Here is a 14714-nt window from a genome sequence, read left to right as displayed (position 1 = left end):
TCATCGAATGTGCAGAGAGCTGTGTCTTCCTGCATATTCGGGATCCGCCATGGACTATTTCAAGCGCTTCAACTTCCTGTTCGCCGCACCTGTGTTCGACGCCGACGATCTCGAAGGCGTCCGCTTCAACCAGATCATCGAGGAGATCCAACGCTCCGGCTTCGAGGTAGTCCGCGCCCGCAAGCTGGAGGATGCCGAGATGGCGGTGCAGACCGATGCCGCGATCGGCTGCATGGTGGTCGACTGGGGCAAAAAGGGCCTGGAGGGCAAGACCTCGGCGCTGATCAACCTGATGCGCCGCCGCGGCCTCGACTTCCCGATCATCCTCCTGATCCGTCGCAAGCGGTTCGAGGACCTGCCGGTCGAGGTGCTCGATTTCATCGACGGCTATGTCTTCCTGTCCGAGGAGACGCCAACTTTCATCGCCAAGAACCTGATCAGCCGTCTGAAGCAATATGCCGAGACGCTGAAGACGCCGTTCTTCGGCGCGCTGGTCGACTATGCCGAGGAAGGCAACCAGCTCTGGACCTGCCCGGGACACAATGGCGGCGTGTTCTACAATCGCAGCCCGATCGGGCGCGTGTTCGTCGAGCATCTCGGCGAATCCGTATTCCGCGACGACCTCGACAATTCCGTGCTCGACCTCGGCGACCTCCTCACCCATGAGGGCCCGGCGCTGAAGGCGCAGAAGGAAGCGGCGGCGATCTTCGGCGCCGAAAAGACATATTTCGTGCTCAACGGCACCTCGACCTCGAACAAGGTCGCGCTGGGCGCTCTCGTCACCGACGGCGATCTCGTGCTGTTCGACCGCAACAACCACAAGGCCGCCCATCACGGCGCGCTGATGATCAATGGCGGCATCCCGGTTTATGTGCCGACCGTTCGCAACGCCTGGGGACTGATCGGCCCGATGCGCTGGGACAGGCTCGACGAGAAGGCGCTGCGCGAGGCGATCCGCAACCATCCCCTGGTGGACGATCGCGACGCCTGGCGCAAGGAGCGGCCGTTCCGCGTCGCCGTGGTCGAGCAGTGCACCTATGACGGCTCGATCCACAGCGCCGAAATGATCATCAAGCGCATCGGCCATCTCTGCGACTACATCCTGTTCGACGAAGCCTGGGCCGGCTTCATGAAGTTCCACCCGCTCTATGCAGGCCGCTTCGCCATGGGCCTGGCCAATCTTCCCCCGGAAGCGCCCGGCATCATCGCGACGCAGTCGACCCACAAGCAGCTGGCAAGCTTCTCGCAGGCCTCGCAGATCCACATCAGGGACCGCCACATCCGCGGCCAGAAGCGCCGCGTGGAGCACCGCCGTTTCAACGAGAGCTTCATGCAGCACGCCTCGACCTCGCCGTTCTATCCGCTGTTCGCCTCGCTCGACGTCGGCGCGCAGATGATGAAGGGCCGCTCCGGCGAAGTGCTGTGGGACGACACAATCCGGCTCGGCATCGAGCTGCGCAAGAAGATCCGCGCCATGCGCCGGGAGTTCGAGGAGAAGGAGCAGAATCCGGATCGCCGTTGGTTCTTCGAGCCGTTCGTTCCCGATCGCGTCGCCATTGCCGATGTCAGCCGCCCCGGCGCGGCGCACAATGTCGCCTGGGAGACCCTCTCGACCGACGAGCTCGCCACCAATCCGGCGCTGTGGCAGCTCTCCCCGGATACCAACTGGCACGGCTTTCCCGATCTCGCAGAAGGCTTTGCCATGACCGACCCGAACAAGCTGACGCTGCTCACGCCCGGGTTCGATCGTGCGACCGGGGCCTATGCCGAGCACGGCATTCCCGCGCCCGTCGTCGCGCAATATCTCCGCGAGAACCGCATCGTCCCCGAGAAGAACGACCTCAACTCCCTGCTCTTCCTGCTCACGCCCGGCGTCGAGGCGAGCAAGGCGGGCACGCTGATCTCCGGCCTCGTCGCATTCAAGAGACTGCATGACGACAATGCGCTGCTGGCCGACGTCATCCCCGAATTCTATCAACGCCGGCAGGTGCGCTACGCCGGTGCGCGGCTGCGCGACCTCTGCGGCGAGATGCACCGTTTCTTCCGCGCCGCCGGTGTCAGCGCGCTCCAGGCCCGGCAGTTCATGCCCGAGCACATGCCCGAGATCGCGATGTCGCCGCGCGACGCCGCGCGTTATCTGTTCAGGAACGACGTCGACTACCTCCCGATCGAGGCGATCGCCGGCCGCATCGCGACCACGCCGTTCGTGGTCTACCCGCCCGGCATCGCCACCATCGTGCCGGGCGAGCGGCTGACGGAACGGGCCAAGCCCATGATTGATTACCTCAGGATGTTCGAGACCTGCTTCAACACCTTCCCGGGCTTCGACGTCGAGATCCAGGGCGTCTACAAGGAGGTCGATGCGAATGGGCGCATCGGGCTCTACACTTATGTCGTGACCGAGTAGGCGCCGATGAACGAAGCGGCTGCGCGCACGAGCGATGAACCCGTCCTGGTTCGGCCATCACGCGAGAGCGACGTCGAGGCGATGCTGGCGATCTACCGCCATCACGTTCGCAACGGTGTGCCGCGCGATGTCGAGGGAACCGGTGCGCCGGAGCCGGACGATCTGCGCGACCGGCGCAAGAACCTGAAGCAGACCCGCCTGCCGCATCTGGTTGCGACCTGGCGCGGCGAGGTCGTCGGCTATGCCTATGCCGTGCTGTTCCGCAAGCGGCCGGCCTATCGCTACACTGCCAAGCACTCGATCTACGTCCACCACGCCCATCTCGGCCGCGGGGTCGGACGGCTGTTGCTGCAGGAATTGATCGACGCCTGCGCGGCGGCCGGCTTCCGCCAGATGATCGGCTATATCGATGCAGATAACACGCCCTCGCTGGCGCTGCACGAGCGGTTCGGCTTCGCACGCGCCGGCCTGCTCAGCGGCGTTGCCTATCGCCACGGCCGCTGGTCCGACACCGTCATGGTGCAACGCTCGCTCGGCGCGGGGACGACGACGCCCCCGCCCGTCACCGCACCGGGCCGGTAGGCCTTATGACGGAAAGTCAGCCGGTCTCACATGGATGCGGTCGGCGTGCAGTGACCAGTGACGCAGTGCCTGGTCCTGGCAGAACTTCGCCTTCGCCCGCTCCGTAGCCTCGTCCTCGTCAGCGGCGTCGATCTCGAGCGTGCCCTGACAGACCTCGCATTGTCGGCCGTACTCGCCGAGCACGTTCTTCATGAACCTGACGACATAAGTAGCCATGGCACCTCCTGCTGCCCCGGCAGCACTCTAGTCCCATTTAGGCTGGCCCGGGAAAGGAGATTTTGACGCGGATCAAGACGGGGCAGCCCTGACCGAAGATCCGTTGCGGAACCCGCCGCCCGGGTTTATGGGCAAATGCCGGTCGCCCATGAGGATTTTGCCTTGCACTTTATATCCGACAGCGAAGTCACGAAAGTTCTGACGTTTCCGATCCTCATTGCCGCGCTGGAAGCGGCGCATCGCCGGCCGAAGATGGAGGTGCTGGACGCCTTCCTTGGTGACGAGAGGGGGCAATACGTCATCCGCAGCGCCGTCGATCCCGGCCGATACATGGCCAGCAAGATGTTCACCAGCTTTCCGGCCAATCTGGCCGAAGGCAGAATGCCGGCGGTGCAGGCCGTGTGCGTGCTGTTCGACGGCACCAATGGGCGGCCGCTGGCGGCGATGGACGGCACCGAGATCACGCATTGGCGCACGGCAGCGGACTCTGCGCTGGGCACGAAACTGCTCGCCCCGCCCGATCCCGAGACGCTGCTCTGCGTCGGGGCCGGCGAGATGTCCGAATGGCTGATCCGGGGTCATCGCACCGTGCGGCCGTCACTGGAGCGCGTGCTGATCTGGAATCGCAGCCCGGACCGGGGCACGGATCTCGCTCGGCGCTTGGCGAAGGCCGGCATCAGGGCGGAAGCAATCACGGATCTCGACGCCGCGACGCGCGAGGCCGATGTCATCACCACCTGCACCCGCGCGCATCGACCGCTGATCAAGGGCCGCAATCTGCGGCCGGGCACGCATCTGGACCTCGTCGGCGGCTACACGCCGCAAACCCGGGAGGCCGATGACGAGGCGGCCAAGCGCTCCCGCGTCTTCGTGGACCGGCGGGAATCCGCCTTCCACGGCGTCGGCGACATCCTGCAGCCGATCGCGAGCGGCGCGATCAGCGAGGCGGACGTCCTCGGCGACCTCTACGACCTCGCCGGCGGCCTTGTGCGGGGGCGAACCTCACCGTCCGACATCACGTTCTTCAAGAACGCGGGCGGCGGCCATCTCGACCTCATGACCTGCGAGGCCGTGTTCCAGCAGCTCGGCGCCAAGCTGGGGTAGTGGCCCAGGCTGGGGAGACACGCCCGACGTCAGCCCTCATGCCTTGATGTCGAGGAGCGTGTCTTGCGTCTCGGCGTAGGCCTGAATGACCTTCGCATTGGCAACGAAGCTGTACTTTGCGGTCACCAACTGAGCGAATTCGCTAGCAAGATCGACATTCGGCGCTGCGACCAGGCCGTCCTGGTTTGCGAAGGGAGCACTCGGGTCGGATTGCGCGGTATAGCTCGGCGACACCGTCGATACGGTCGCAACCGTACCGCCCGGCGTCGAACCGCTCGACTGGGAGACCTGATCGACTCGCAACGGCACGTAGGCTGCAGGAAACGTTGGAGCAATGCCCGCTCCGGCCGATGCGCTCGATCCGCCCGACGCGGGTAGCGGGCCGGTCGTGCCGATGTTGGCAATATTGCTCGCGGCCACGTTCACGCGCAAACTTGCCGCAGAAAGTCCGGACGTCGCAATCGAAAGTGTGCTCATGCTCCCTGATCTACAGGACAGGTCATATGCGTTCATTCACGCCATCAGTAAAATCCGCCGCTTTCTGTCGGCATCCTCTTAACCAACGATCGGCGCACGACTGGGCTTCGCGCGCCCTACCCCGGCGTCACGCCAAAAGCCTGCTTGAAGCGTTCGGCATAGCGAGGCCAGGCTTCGGGATTGATGATGCGCGGCGGGCGCTTACCGTCGAGCACATCCAGCACCTGCTCGGCCGCGATCCGGCCCATGTTCTGGCGCGCCTCGATGGTGACGCCTGCGGTGTGCGGGCTCGCCAGCACGTTGTCGAACTGGAGCAGCGGATGCTCCGGCGGCGGCGGCTCCTTGGACCAGACGTCGAGGCCTGCACCGGCGATGCGCTTGTCGCGCAGCGCCTGCAGCAGCGCGTCCTCGTCGTGGATGAAGCCGCGTGCGGTGGTGACGAAATAGGCATGCGGCTGCATCAGCGCGAATTCGCGCGTGCTGATCATGTTGCGGCTGCCCTTGTTGAGCGGGCAGGAGATCGAAACGAAATCGGCGCGGCGCAACAGCTCGTCGAGCTCGACCTTCTCCCCGCCCCGCTCGGCCATCACCTCGGCCGACAAATAGGGATCGTAGGCCAGCACCTTCATGCCGAGCAGGCCCTTGCACAATGCGGCGATACGCCGGCCGACATTGCCGAGGCCGATGATGCCGACGGTCTTGTGCTCGACCTCGTTGCCGACGAGATCGTTGCGGTTGACGTCGCGCTCGCGGCGCAGCCGGCGATCCGACTGGATGATGCGCTTGGACAGCGTCAGCATCATCGCCAGCGCGTGCTCGGCGACCGAATGGGCATTGCCGCCGGACTGGTTGACGACCACGACCCCGGCGGCCGTGCAGGCCTCGACGTCGACCGGATCGAAGCCGGCACCGTTGCTGGAGACCAGCAGCAGGTTCGGCGTGCGCTTCAGGAAGGCGGCATCGACATGGAAATGCGAGGCGAGCTCATCGCGGGCGGCGCCGACCTGGTAGACGTGGGCAGCCCCAAGGAGCGGCCCATAGACGTCCTCAGGGCTCCCGTTCTCGATGCGATCGAGCCGCACGTCGGGCCGCGCCTTCAGGATGTCGATATAGATCGGATTGGCCAAATAATTCGAATAGACGACGCGCTTGGTGTTGACGGACATCGGGACCTTCCGGCTCATTCGCGGGAGATCCGCACGGTCAGCGCGATGCGCGCCCTCCTATGCCCCTCCCGTGTTCTGGTTGTCGCCGCTTATGCCATGGCGGTGCCGGCCACGGCAGGCCTGCTGGCGCAGATCATGGTGCCGGCGCGCACATGTTGACAATCCCGCTGCCCGCGTCAAGTTCGGCAGACCGCCGCGACGGCCACAACCAAGAAGCATGCGCGGCCCCAGGGAGAGCGCAATGGCGATCGCGGAATTGCAGACGCAGGGAAGCAGCGACGGAAGCTGGCACGGCATCGTCCTGCAAACCTTGAAGCGGAACGAGATCAGCCTGATTCCTTACGTGCCGGACCGCGTGCTGACGCCGCTGATCAAGAACCTGCACGCCGATCCCTTCTTCACCACCTTTGCGACCGCCCGGGAGGAAGAGGCCGTCGGCATCGTCTCCGGCGCCTGGATGGGCGGGCGGCGCGGCGCGGTGCTGATGCAGACCTCCGGCTTTGCCACGCTCGCCAACGTGCTGGCCTCGCTCGCGGTGCCCTACCAGATTCCGCTGATCATGTTCGTCTCCGAACGCGGCACGCTCGGGGAGTTCAACTACGGCCAGTCGCTGGTCTGCCGCACCATGCGACCGGTGCTGGATTCACTGGCGCTGGAGCACCATACCATCACCCGGCTCGACGAGCTCGAATTCATCACCGACCGCTCGATCAAGCAGGCCGTCACCACGCAGGCGCCGGTGGCGTTGATCCTCAACCCGCTGCTGACGGGCGGCAAGGTCTTCGACAAGTGAGGCCGGCCAAATGAATCAAGAATTGAACACTGGCAACACCAAGATAATGAACCGGTTCGACGTCACCTCGCGGCTGATCGCAAAGCTGAAGCACGAGGAAGCCGTGATCGGCGGCATCGGCAACACCAATTTCGATCTGTGGGCCGCAGGCCACCGCCCGCAGAACTTCTACATGCTGGGCAGCATGGGCCTTGCCTTCCCGATCGCGCTCGGCGTGGCGCTGGCGCAGCCCGACCGCCGCGTCTTCGCGCTCGAAGGCGACGGCTCGCTGTTGATGCAGCTCGGTGCGCTCTCGACGATTGCAGCCATGAAGCCGAAGAACCTTACGATGATCGTGATGGACAACGGCATCTACCAAATCACCGGCGCGCAGCCGACACCGGCGGCTGGCGTCGCCGACATCGTCGCCATCGCGATCGGCTCGGGTCTCGCGAGCAGCGCCTGGGCCGCGGACGAGGAGGATTTCGAGCGGCTGGTCGACGATGCGATGGCTGCCACCGCGCCCAGCCTGATCGCGGTCAGGATCGACGACAAGCCCGGCGTGGGCACCACCCGCCGCGACCCCGTGCAGATCCGGGAACGCTTCATGCATGGCCTCGGCGTGCGCCAGCCACTCTAAGATTTCGTCATTAACTACACGCCGATCTGATGACGGGACCGTACCGGCTCCTTGCAAATCTGTGCTAAGCGGGCCGAATGTCCAATTTGGTTCGTACCTTTGCCTGGCTGCTCGCGGCTGCCGTTACGTTCGCCACCCTCGGCCCTCCCGGCCTGCGACCTCATTCCTATCTCGGCCAGGACGGCGAGCATGCGCTCGCCTTCATCCTGGTCGGACTGGCCTTCGGTCTCGCCTATCGGCGCCGACGTCTGCTGATTGCTGCGGCCGCGGTCGTCCTGATCGGCGTGCTCGAGCTGATGCAATTCTTGGCACCCGGACGCCACGCGCGGCTGACGGATTTTCTGGTCGATGCCGCCACCGCCTGCCTCGGCTTTGCGCTCGCCGCCGCGGCCGACAGGCTGCTCTCGCGCGTTCGCACCAGCGCCGCCGTGACGAGCGAAGGCCCCGCGGAGTGACACTCCGCAGGGCCCTGCTCAGCACAGAGTTTGCGTTGATCAGTCGATGATCTTGACCACGCGGCGCGTGCGCGGCTCGACGATCACACGGCGATCGTTGACGACCGCATAGCGATACTCGGTATAGTTCGGCACGGGCCGCAGCACCACGCTCGGAGGCAACGGCTCGCCGACGACGACGCGCTCCTCGACCACGACGGAGTCGCTGCGAGGAATCCCGCCGAGGATTGCGTTCGGAATTTCGAGTCCAGCGCCGACGGCCGCACCGACGGTGCCGCCGACCATTGCGCCGATCGGTCCGCCGACTTCACCACCAGCACGCGCGCCGTCCCTGGCGCCCTGTTCGGTGGTCGACTGGGCAAAGGCTGCGCTCGACGCCAGCAGCGACGCGGCAGCCAACGTAATCGCAAGACGAGTTTTCATGTCCATACGTCTCCAGTGATTGTTATGCGCCTTCAACCCGCGGGGCCGGAGCATTGTTCCGGTTCCCCTGCGACGAAAGATGCATCACTGGAGAGTGTTACGGCGTAACAGTTCAGGCCGTGGCGATCTCATGCCCCGCCATCAGTTCCAGCGCCCGCACCATGGCGGAGTGATCCCAGGCCTTGCCGCCATGTGCGGTGCAGGACGAGAACAATTGCTGCGCCACGGCCGTGCTCGGCAACGATAGCCCGAGTGCACGCGCGCCTTCGAGCGCGAGGTTGAGATCCTTCTGGTGCAGCTCGATGCGGAAGCCCGGATCGAAATTGCGCTTGACCATGCGCTCGCCATGCACCTCGAGAATCCGCGACGAGGCAAAGCCGCCCATCAGCGCCTTGCGCACCAGCGCGGGATTCGCACCGGCCTTGGATGCGAACAGCAGCGCTTCGCTCACGGCTTCGATGGTGAGCGCGACGATGATCTGATTGGCGACCTTCGTCGTCTGGCCGTCGCCATTCGCGCCGACATGCGTGACGTTCTTGCCCATCTTGTCGAAGATCGGCTTCATGGCGCCGAAGGCCCGCTCCGGCCCGCCGACCATGATGGTGAGGCTCGCAGCCTTGGCGCCGACCTCCCCACCCGACACCGGCGCGTCGAGATAGTCCGCGCCCAGCGCCTCGATCTTCTTAGCGAACTCCTTGGTCGCCAGCGGCGAGATCGAGCTCATGTCGACGACGATCTTGCCCTTTGAGATGCCGCTGGCGACACCGTCCTTGCCGAACAGCACGGCTTCGACATGCGGCGTATCCGGCACCATGATGATGACGGCATCCGCCTGCTCCGCGACCTCCCTGGCCGATGTGCAGGCGATGCCGCCCGCGGAAATCAGCTCCGGCGCGATCGGCGCAATATCATGCAGGAGAACGCGATGGGCCGCGGCCAGGAGATGGCCGGCCATCGGCCGTCCCATGGTGCCAAGTCCAATGAAGCCGATGTTGGTCATGTCGTCGTTTCCTCACGTCTCAAACGTCTGTGCCGCGTGCCAGGACAGGCCTTCCAGCGTCGTGGTGCGCGGCCTGTATTCGCAGCCGATCCAGCCGCGATAGCCGATGGCGTCGAGGTGGCGGAACAGGAAGGGATAGTTGATCTCGCCGGTCCCTGGCTCATGGCGGCCGGGATTGTCGGCGAGCTGGACGTGGGCGATCGCTGGCAGACATTCCTGCATGGTGCGGGCCAGATCGCCCTCCATGATCTGCATGTGGTAGATGTCGTACTGGATGAAGAGGTTGTTCGATCTCACCTCGGAGATCAGCTGCACCGCCTGCTCGGTGCCGTTGAGGAAGAAGCCGGGAATGTCGAGCGTGTTGATGGGCTCGACCAAGAGCTTGATGTTCTCTCGCGCCAGTGTCGAAGCCGCAAAGCGTAGATTCCCGACCAGCGTCTCCTGAAGCTCGCGCGGGTCGGCATCGACAGGCGCGATGCCGACGAGGCAGTTGAGCTGCTCGCAATCGAGCGCCTTGGCGTAATCGATGGCGCGGAACACGCCGTCACGGAATTCGCTGGTGCGGTCGGGCAGGATCGCAATGCCGCGCTCTCCGCCGGCCCAGTTGCCTGCGGGGAGATTGTGCAGCACCTGCGTGAGTCCATGGGCCTCGAGCTGCTCGCGCAGCTGCGCCTTGTCGAAATCATAGGGAAAGAGATACTCGACCCCGGCAAAGCCCGCGGCCTTCGCCGCCGCGAAGCGGTCGAGGAACGGCATCTCGTTGAAGAGCATGGTGAGGTTGGCGGCGAATTTCGGCATGGTGCTTCTTCCCTATTCCGCCGGCTGCAGCAGGCGCGTGGTCTCGACTTGGTCGAGCGGAAGGTCCAGCACCTCCTCGAACTCGATGATGTTGTCGATCTCCGTGCCCATGGCGATGTTGGTGACCCGTTCGAGGATGAACTCGACCACGACAGGTACGCGGTGCTTGGCCATCAATTCGCGCGCAGTCGCAAACGCTGCCTGCGTGTCCTTCGGGTCGGTGACGCGGATGGCCTTGCAACCGAGGCCTTCGGCGACCGCGACATGGTCGACGCCGTAGACGCCGATCTCGGGCGCGTTGATGTTCTCGAAGGAGAGCTGGACGTGATAGTCCATGTCGAAGCCGCGCTGCGCCTGGCGGATCAGGCCGAGATAGGAATTGTTCACGACGACGTGGATGTAGGGCAAATTGAACTGCGCGCCGACCGCGAGCTCCTCGATGAGGAACTGGAAGTCGTAGTCGCCGGAGAGCGCAACGATGTCGCGATCCGGGCATGCGGCACGTACGCCGAGCGCGGCCGGCAACGTCCACCCGAGCGGCCCCGCCTGCCCGGCATTGATCCAGTTGCGGGGCTTGTAGACGCCAAGGAACTGCGCGCCGGCGATCTGCGACAGGCCGATCACCGTGACATAGGTGGTGTCGCGGCCGAACGCCTTGTTCATTTCCTCGTAGACGCGCTGCGGCTTGATCGGAACGTTGTCGAAATGGCACTTGCGCAGCATCGTCTTCTTGCGGTCGCGGCAGGAAGCGGGCCACGCCTGACGCTCACGGAGCCTGCCTGACCGCCGCCATTCCCTGGCGACGGCAACGAAGAGCTCGAGCGCGGCCTTGGCGTCCGAGACGATGCCGAGATCGGGATTGAACACGCGCCCGATCTGCGTCGGCTCGATGTCCACGTGAACGAATTTGCGGCCCTTGGTGTAGGTCTCGACCGAGCCGGTGTGGCGATTGGCCCAGCGATTGCCGATGCCGAGCACGAAGTCGGATTCGAGCAGCGTGGCGTTGCCGTAGCGGTGGCTGGTCTGGAGGCCGACCATGCCCGCCATCAGCACGTGATCGTCGGGAATCGCGCCCCATCCCATCAGCGTCGGCACCACCGGGACATTCGTGATCTCGGCGAATTCGACCAGCAGGTCCGAAGCGTCGGCGTTGATGATGCCGCCGCCCGCCACAATCAGCGGCCGCTCCGCCGCGTTGAGCATCTCCAGCGCCTTCTCGACCTGCTTGCGCGTCGCGGCGGGCTTGTAGACCGGCAGCGGCTCATAGGTCTCGTCGTCGAACTCGATCTCGGCGAGTTGCACGTCGAGGGGCATGTCGATCAGCACCGGCCCCGGCCTGCCTGAGCGCATCACGTGAAAGGCCTGGCTGAACACACGCGGCACCAATGCCGGCTCGCGCACCGTCACCGCCCATTTGGTCACGGGCTTTGCGATCGACTCGATGTCGACGGCCTGGAAATCCTCCTTGTAGAGCCGCGCGCGCGGCGCCTGCCCGGTGATGCAGAGGATCGGGATGGAATCGGCGATCGCCGAATAGAGCCCGGTGATCATGTCGGTGCCGGCCGGCCCCGAGGTGCCGATGCAGACGCCGATATTGCCGGCCTTGGCGCGCGTATAGCCCTCCGCCATGTGCGAGGCGCCCTCGACATGGCGCGCCAGGATGTGGCGGATCGAGCCGCGCTTCTTCAGCGCCGAGTAAAGCGGATTGATCGCAGCGCCGGGAACACCGAAGGCGGTCGAGATGCCTTCCTTCTCCAGGATACGCACGGCCGCATCGACAGCTCGCATCTTCGCCATATCGGACCTCGCTCAAATTGCATCAGCGAGCGAGATCATCAGATGAGCAGAAGCCGATCTCAACGAGATCGATTTTATTTTCCACGATGCGGCAGCCCCGAAAAAACCGCGGCGGTCTCAATCGGTTAAATCGAGGAATGCGTGAAAGTAGATCACTCGAACAGTGTCGCCAGCTGCATCTGCGGCACCAGCACGAGGCCCTTGTCCGTGATGCGAATTTCCGGAATGACCGATAGCGGAATCAAATTGAAGCCCATGTACGGGATGGTGCAGCCGGCCTCGGCCCATTCCTTTTTGAGGATCTTGACCTCTTCGGCGACCTCCGTGACGCGCTTGTCGGAGAGCAGGCCTGCGATCGGCAGCGGAACCAGCGCCCTCACCTTGCCGTCGGCGACGACGCAGACGCCGCCTTGGTGCTCACTAATGGCGGCGATGGCGACCTGCATGTCGCCCTCGTTGATGCCGGCGACGATGAGGTTGTGGCTATCATGCCCGACGCTGGACGCGACCGCGCCGCGCTTCAGGCCGAAATCCTTCAGGAGGCCATGGGCGACGTTGCCCGCCGATTTGCCATGGCGCTCCACTACCGTGACGAAGCAAAGGCCGTAGCGCGCGAACAGCGACGGCCAGTCCTTGGCCGGTTCGATCGCGATCTTCTCGTGGATCAGCGTGATGCCGGGAAGCGCTGTCTTGATCGCATTGACGGTGCACGCCTTGGCCGGCAATTCGGGCGTCAGCTTCATCGTCTGCGGCAGCTTGACGGTCGCATAGGCCGCCCTGGGATATTGGTAGCGCTGCGACAGCGCCTGATCGAGACGCGGCGTGATCCTGCCGTGCTCGACCACGAGTTCGCCGCCATACCAGGTGCATTGCGGCTTGAGCTGATCGTCCATCAGCACGAGATCGGCGCGGCGGCCGCCGCCGAGACCGCCGATATCGCCCTCCATGCCGAAGCGGGTGGCGCCATGCAGTGAGCCCATTGACCAGGCCTGCTCCGGCGACATCCCCGCCTTCACCGCTTCCCGCACCACCCAGTCGAGACCGAACAGCAGGAGATCGTCGGCGTCGCGATCGTCCGTGCACACGGCGGTGCGCTTGTGCGAGGCACCGAGTTCGGTGATCGTTCGGATCGCTTGCGGCAGCGAATGCCAGGGCGTGGTGGGCGGCCCGCCGCGCAAAAACACCCAGACGCCCGCATCGAGCAGGTCATCGGCGATGTCGCGGTCGATCGCCTCATGGGTGTCGGTGACGCCGGATGCCGCATAGGCCGCGACGAATTCGCGGCCATAGACATGGCCGGACACCGGGCGCCCCCGCTTCAAGGCTGCGGCGAGGATGGCATGGCTGCGCTCGTCGCCCATCGTGACGGGCACAAAATCCATCTTCTCGCCAAGCGCCACAGCTTCGGGCCAGCGGTCGAACAGCCCGGCGATCTTGTCCGGCGTGAGGTCGCCGCCTGCCGTTTCCAGTTCAGCCGACGTCGCAGGAACGGTGCTCGGCACGGTCAGGAAGATCGAGAGCGGCGCCTCGCGCGCGTCTTCCAGCATCGCCTCCACCCCGGCGACATCCATGACGTTGCCAATCTCGTGGCTGTCGCAGAAGATCGTCGTGGTGCCGTTGAGCAGAGCGGCCTCGGCATAGGCGCAGGCCGTCACCATCGAGGATTCGATGTGAATGTGCGGATCGACGAGGCCCGGCGCGATGATGCCGCCGGCCGCGTCATAAAGCGGCACATCGCCCCAGGCCCTCTTCGCTGTACCGGCTGGCTTCACCGCCGCGATGCGGCCACCCGAGATCCAAACCTCCCGCCCCGGATGGATACGCTCGGAATACGTCGAGAGCACGCGCGCACCCGTAATGACGAGATCGGGCGCAAGGCGCGCTGACGCAACATCGGCCAGACGCCGCGTCATGCTGTGCAGCGGCGCGACGGTGAAGCGGGTGAGCTTGGTCATGGGAACCCTCGCATGGCGTTACGGCCAAGCCATGGTTACGCCCCGCGCCAAACCGGGCAAGCTCAAATATGGCGGCGCGCCCTGCTTACGTCTTAGGCGCGGAAGCGCTGGCTGGCCTTGCACGTCGACGCGGGTTCCGCGCTCTCGGCGCCGCTGCGCTGGCGGGTTTAACCCGAATCCGCATCGACCGACCCTTCGGTTCGTCGATCTCGAACGAATTGGTTTTGCGCACCAGGTCGCTCAGCTTCCGGAAACCATACGTTCTCGGATCGAAATCCGACGCGAGATTGGCGAGTTGCCGACCGACCTCTCCGAGCGTCACCCAGCCGTCCTCGCTCTCCATCTGGGTGATGACCTTCTTGAGAATTGGCACGGCGGCATCAGGCGGTTGAAGCGACGTCGACCTTACGACGGTGTCCTGATTGTTCACCGGCGCAGCAAGCAGGTTCTCCGTATAGACAAATCGTCGGCAGGCCTGCCGGAAGCTCTCCGGCGTCTTCTGCTCGCCGAACCCAAAGACATCGATGCCCTGCTCGCGGATGCGTGCGGCAAGGCGGGTAAAGTCGCTGTCGGACGACACCAGGCAGAAACCGTCGAACCGGCCGCTGTGAATCAGGTCCATCGCATCGATGACCAGGATGATGTCGGATGCATTCTTCCCGGTCGTATAGGCGAACTGCTGCTGCGGGATGATGGCGTGCTTCGAAAGGATATCAGCCCAGGCCTTGGATCGGGCATGGGAAAAGTCGCCATAGATGCGGCGAACACTGGCCTCGCCGATCTTGGCAATCTCCTCGAACAGCCCATCCGCGATTTTGGCGGAGGCATTGTCGGCATCGATCAGGACGGCCAGACGAGGCGAGCGAACTTCCGACGGCATGACAATTCCCCAGGCGATGACGCAGCATTAGAACATGTGTGC

Annotated in this window: 15 protein-coding genes; 6 read left to right on the top strand and 9 right to left on the bottom strand. The window is 64.6% G+C overall.

Translation table 11 applies throughout. From position 1 onward, the window contains the following. Window positions 1-49: 49 nt before the first annotated feature. Window positions 50-2407, top strand: coding sequence for an Orn/Lys/Arg decarboxylase N-terminal domain-containing protein (locus BDOA9_RS17265; protein WP_025035209.1), 2358 nt, complete (start codon window positions 50-52; stop codon window positions 2405-2407). A gap of 6 nt (window positions 2408-2413) precedes the next feature. Then, entirely contained in the window at window positions 2414-2989 is a 576-nt protein-coding gene (locus BDOA9_RS17260) for a GNAT family N-acetyltransferase (RefSeq protein WP_025035208.1), read from the top strand. Window positions 2990-2992: 3 nt separating this feature from the next. Here the strand turns inward: BDOA9_RS17260 and BDOA9_RS38855 are convergent, their stop codons facing one another. Then, window positions 2993-3205 (bottom strand): hypothetical protein, encoded by a 213-nt coding sequence (locus BDOA9_RS38855; RefSeq protein ID WP_025035207.1) that lies wholly within the window; start codon window positions 3203-3205, stop codon window positions 2993-2995. 162 nt (window positions 3206-3367) lie between these two features. Here BDOA9_RS38855 and BDOA9_RS17250 point away from each other — a divergent pair, with 162 nt between their 5' ends. After that, complete coding sequence (locus BDOA9_RS17250) at window positions 3368-4309, top strand: ornithine cyclodeaminase family protein (protein WP_025035206.1); 942 nt, start codon at window positions 3368-3370, stop codon at window positions 4307-4309. A 36-nt stretch (window positions 4310-4345) separates the two neighbouring features. Here BDOA9_RS17250 and BDOA9_RS17245 read toward each other — a convergent pair whose 3' ends face one another. Together BDOA9_RS17245 and BDOA9_RS17240 are read right to left on the bottom strand one after the other, a co-directional pair. Then, window positions 4346-4786, bottom strand: a complete 441-nt coding sequence (locus tag BDOA9_RS17245; RefSeq protein ID WP_025035205.1) for a flagellar basal body rod protein FlgC — start codon at window positions 4784-4786, stop codon at window positions 4346-4348. A gap of 116 nt (window positions 4787-4902) precedes the next feature. After that, complete coding sequence (locus tag BDOA9_RS17240) at window positions 4903-5952, bottom strand: hydroxyacid dehydrogenase (protein ID WP_025035204.1); 1050 nt, start codon at window positions 5950-5952, stop codon at window positions 4903-4905. 241 nt (window positions 5953-6193) lie between these two features. On the opposite strand from BDOA9_RS17240, the gene BDOA9_RS17235 reads away from it, so the two are divergent. From BDOA9_RS17235 to BDOA9_RS17225, 3 genes are all read left to right on the top strand, one after another. Then, window positions 6194-6745, top strand: coding sequence for a thiamine pyrophosphate-binding protein (locus BDOA9_RS17235; RefSeq protein ID WP_025035203.1), 552 nt, complete (start codon window positions 6194-6196; stop codon window positions 6743-6745). 10 nt (window positions 6746-6755) lie between these two features. Continuing rightward, entirely contained in the window at window positions 6756-7364 is a 609-nt protein-coding gene (locus BDOA9_RS17230) for a thiamine pyrophosphate-dependent enzyme (protein WP_025035202.1), read from the top strand. A 77-nt stretch (window positions 7365-7441) separates the two neighbouring features. Then, a complete protein-coding gene (locus BDOA9_RS17225; protein ID WP_025035201.1) occupies window positions 7442-7819 on the top strand; it encodes a VanZ family protein in 378 nt (125 codons plus the stop codon). Window positions 7820-7858: 39 nt separating this feature from the next. Here the strand turns inward: BDOA9_RS17225 and BDOA9_RS17220 are convergent, their stop codons facing one another. The 6 genes from BDOA9_RS17220 to BDOA9_RS17195 all read right to left on the bottom strand — a co-directional run bounded on the left by BDOA9_RS17220 (window position 7859) and on the right by BDOA9_RS17195 (window position 14672). Further along, the gene (locus BDOA9_RS17220; protein ID WP_025035200.1) at window positions 7859-8242 is read right to left on the bottom strand and encodes a DUF1236 domain-containing protein; all 384 of its coding nucleotides are present in this window, start codon (window positions 8240-8242) and stop codon (window positions 7859-7861) included. Window positions 8243-8354: 112 nt separating this feature from the next. Continuing rightward, window positions 8355-9242 carry a 2-hydroxy-3-oxopropionate reductase gene (locus BDOA9_RS17215; RefSeq protein ID WP_025035199.1) on the bottom strand — a complete coding sequence of 296 codons (888 nt, stop codon included), beginning with the start codon at window positions 9240-9242 and terminating at the stop codon, window positions 8355-8357. 12 nt (window positions 9243-9254) lie between these two features. Beyond that, on the bottom strand, window positions 9255-10040 hold the full coding sequence (hyi, locus tag BDOA9_RS17210; protein WP_025035198.1) for a hydroxypyruvate isomerase: 786 nt from the start codon (window positions 10038-10040) through the stop codon (window positions 9255-9257). A 12-nt stretch (window positions 10041-10052) separates the two neighbouring features. Next, on the bottom strand, window positions 10053-11837 hold the full coding sequence (gene gcl, locus BDOA9_RS17205) for a glyoxylate carboligase (protein ID WP_025035197.1): 1785 nt from the start codon (window positions 11835-11837) through the stop codon (window positions 10053-10055). A gap of 152 nt (window positions 11838-11989) precedes the next feature. Continuing rightward, window positions 11990-13792 (bottom strand): adenine deaminase C-terminal domain-containing protein, encoded by a 1803-nt coding sequence (locus BDOA9_RS17200; RefSeq protein WP_025035196.1) that lies wholly within the window; start codon window positions 13790-13792, stop codon window positions 11990-11992. A gap of 85 nt (window positions 13793-13877) precedes the next feature. Continuing rightward, window positions 13878-14672 (bottom strand): NYN domain-containing protein, encoded by a 795-nt coding sequence (locus tag BDOA9_RS17195; RefSeq protein ID WP_025035195.1) that lies wholly within the window; start codon window positions 14670-14672, stop codon window positions 13878-13880. Window positions 14673-14714: the final 42 nt, after the last annotated feature.

The organism is Bradyrhizobium sp. DOA9 (assembly GCF_000617845.2).
Classification (GTDB): Bacteria; Pseudomonadota; Alphaproteobacteria; order Rhizobiales; family Xanthobacteraceae; genus Bradyrhizobium.
This window is presented reverse-complemented; position numbering and strand designations above follow the sequence as displayed.

Bases quoted from the DNA above. Each gene is read 5' to 3' on its own strand.
- BDOA9_RS17220 (WP_025035200.1), bottom strand. From the start codon at position 8,242: ATGAAAACTCGTCTTGCGATTACGTTGGCTGCCGCGTCGCTGCTGGCG.
- BDOA9_RS17260 (WP_025035208.1), top strand. From the start codon at position 2,414: ATGAACGAAGCGGCTGCGCGCACGAGCGATGAACCCGTCCTGGTTCGG.
- BDOA9_RS17195 (WP_025035195.1), bottom strand. From the start codon at position 14,672: ATGCCGTCGGAAGTTCGCTCGCCTCGTCTGGCCGTCCTGATCGATGCC.
- BDOA9_RS17225 (WP_025035201.1), top strand. From the start codon at position 7,442: ATGTCCAATTTGGTTCGTACCTTTGCCTGGCTGCTCGCGGCTGCCGTT.
- BDOA9_RS17245 (WP_025035205.1), bottom strand. From the start codon at position 4,786: ATGAGCACACTTTCGATTGCGACGTCCGGACTTTCTGCGGCAAGTTTG.
- BDOA9_RS17215 (WP_025035199.1), bottom strand. From the start codon at position 9,242: ATGACCAACATCGGCTTCATTGGACTTGGCACCATGGGACGGCCGATG.
- BDOA9_RS17230 (WP_025035202.1), top strand. From the start codon at position 6,756: ATGAATCAAGAATTGAACACTGGCAACACCAAGATAATGAACCGGTTC.
- BDOA9_RS17240 (WP_025035204.1), bottom strand. From the start codon at position 5,952: ATGTCCGTCAACACCAAGCGCGTCGTCTATTCGAATTATTTGGCCAAT.
- BDOA9_RS38855 (WP_025035207.1), bottom strand. From the start codon at position 3,205: ATGGCTACTTATGTCGTCAGGTTCATGAAGAACGTGCTCGGCGAGTAC.
- BDOA9_RS17200 (WP_025035196.1), bottom strand. From the start codon at position 13,792: ATGACCAAGCTCACCCGCTTCACCGTCGCGCCGCTGCACAGCATGACG.
- BDOA9_RS17265 (WP_025035209.1), top strand. From the start codon at position 50: ATGGACTATTTCAAGCGCTTCAACTTCCTGTTCGCCGCACCTGTGTTC.
- hyi (WP_025035198.1), bottom strand. From the start codon at position 10,040: ATGCCGAAATTCGCCGCCAACCTCACCATGCTCTTCAACGAGATGCCG.
- BDOA9_RS17235 (WP_025035203.1), top strand. From the start codon at position 6,194: ATGGCGATCGCGGAATTGCAGACGCAGGGAAGCAGCGACGGAAGCTGG.
- gcl (WP_025035197.1), bottom strand. From the start codon at position 11,837: ATGGCGAAGATGCGAGCTGTCGATGCGGCCGTGCGTATCCTGGAGAAG.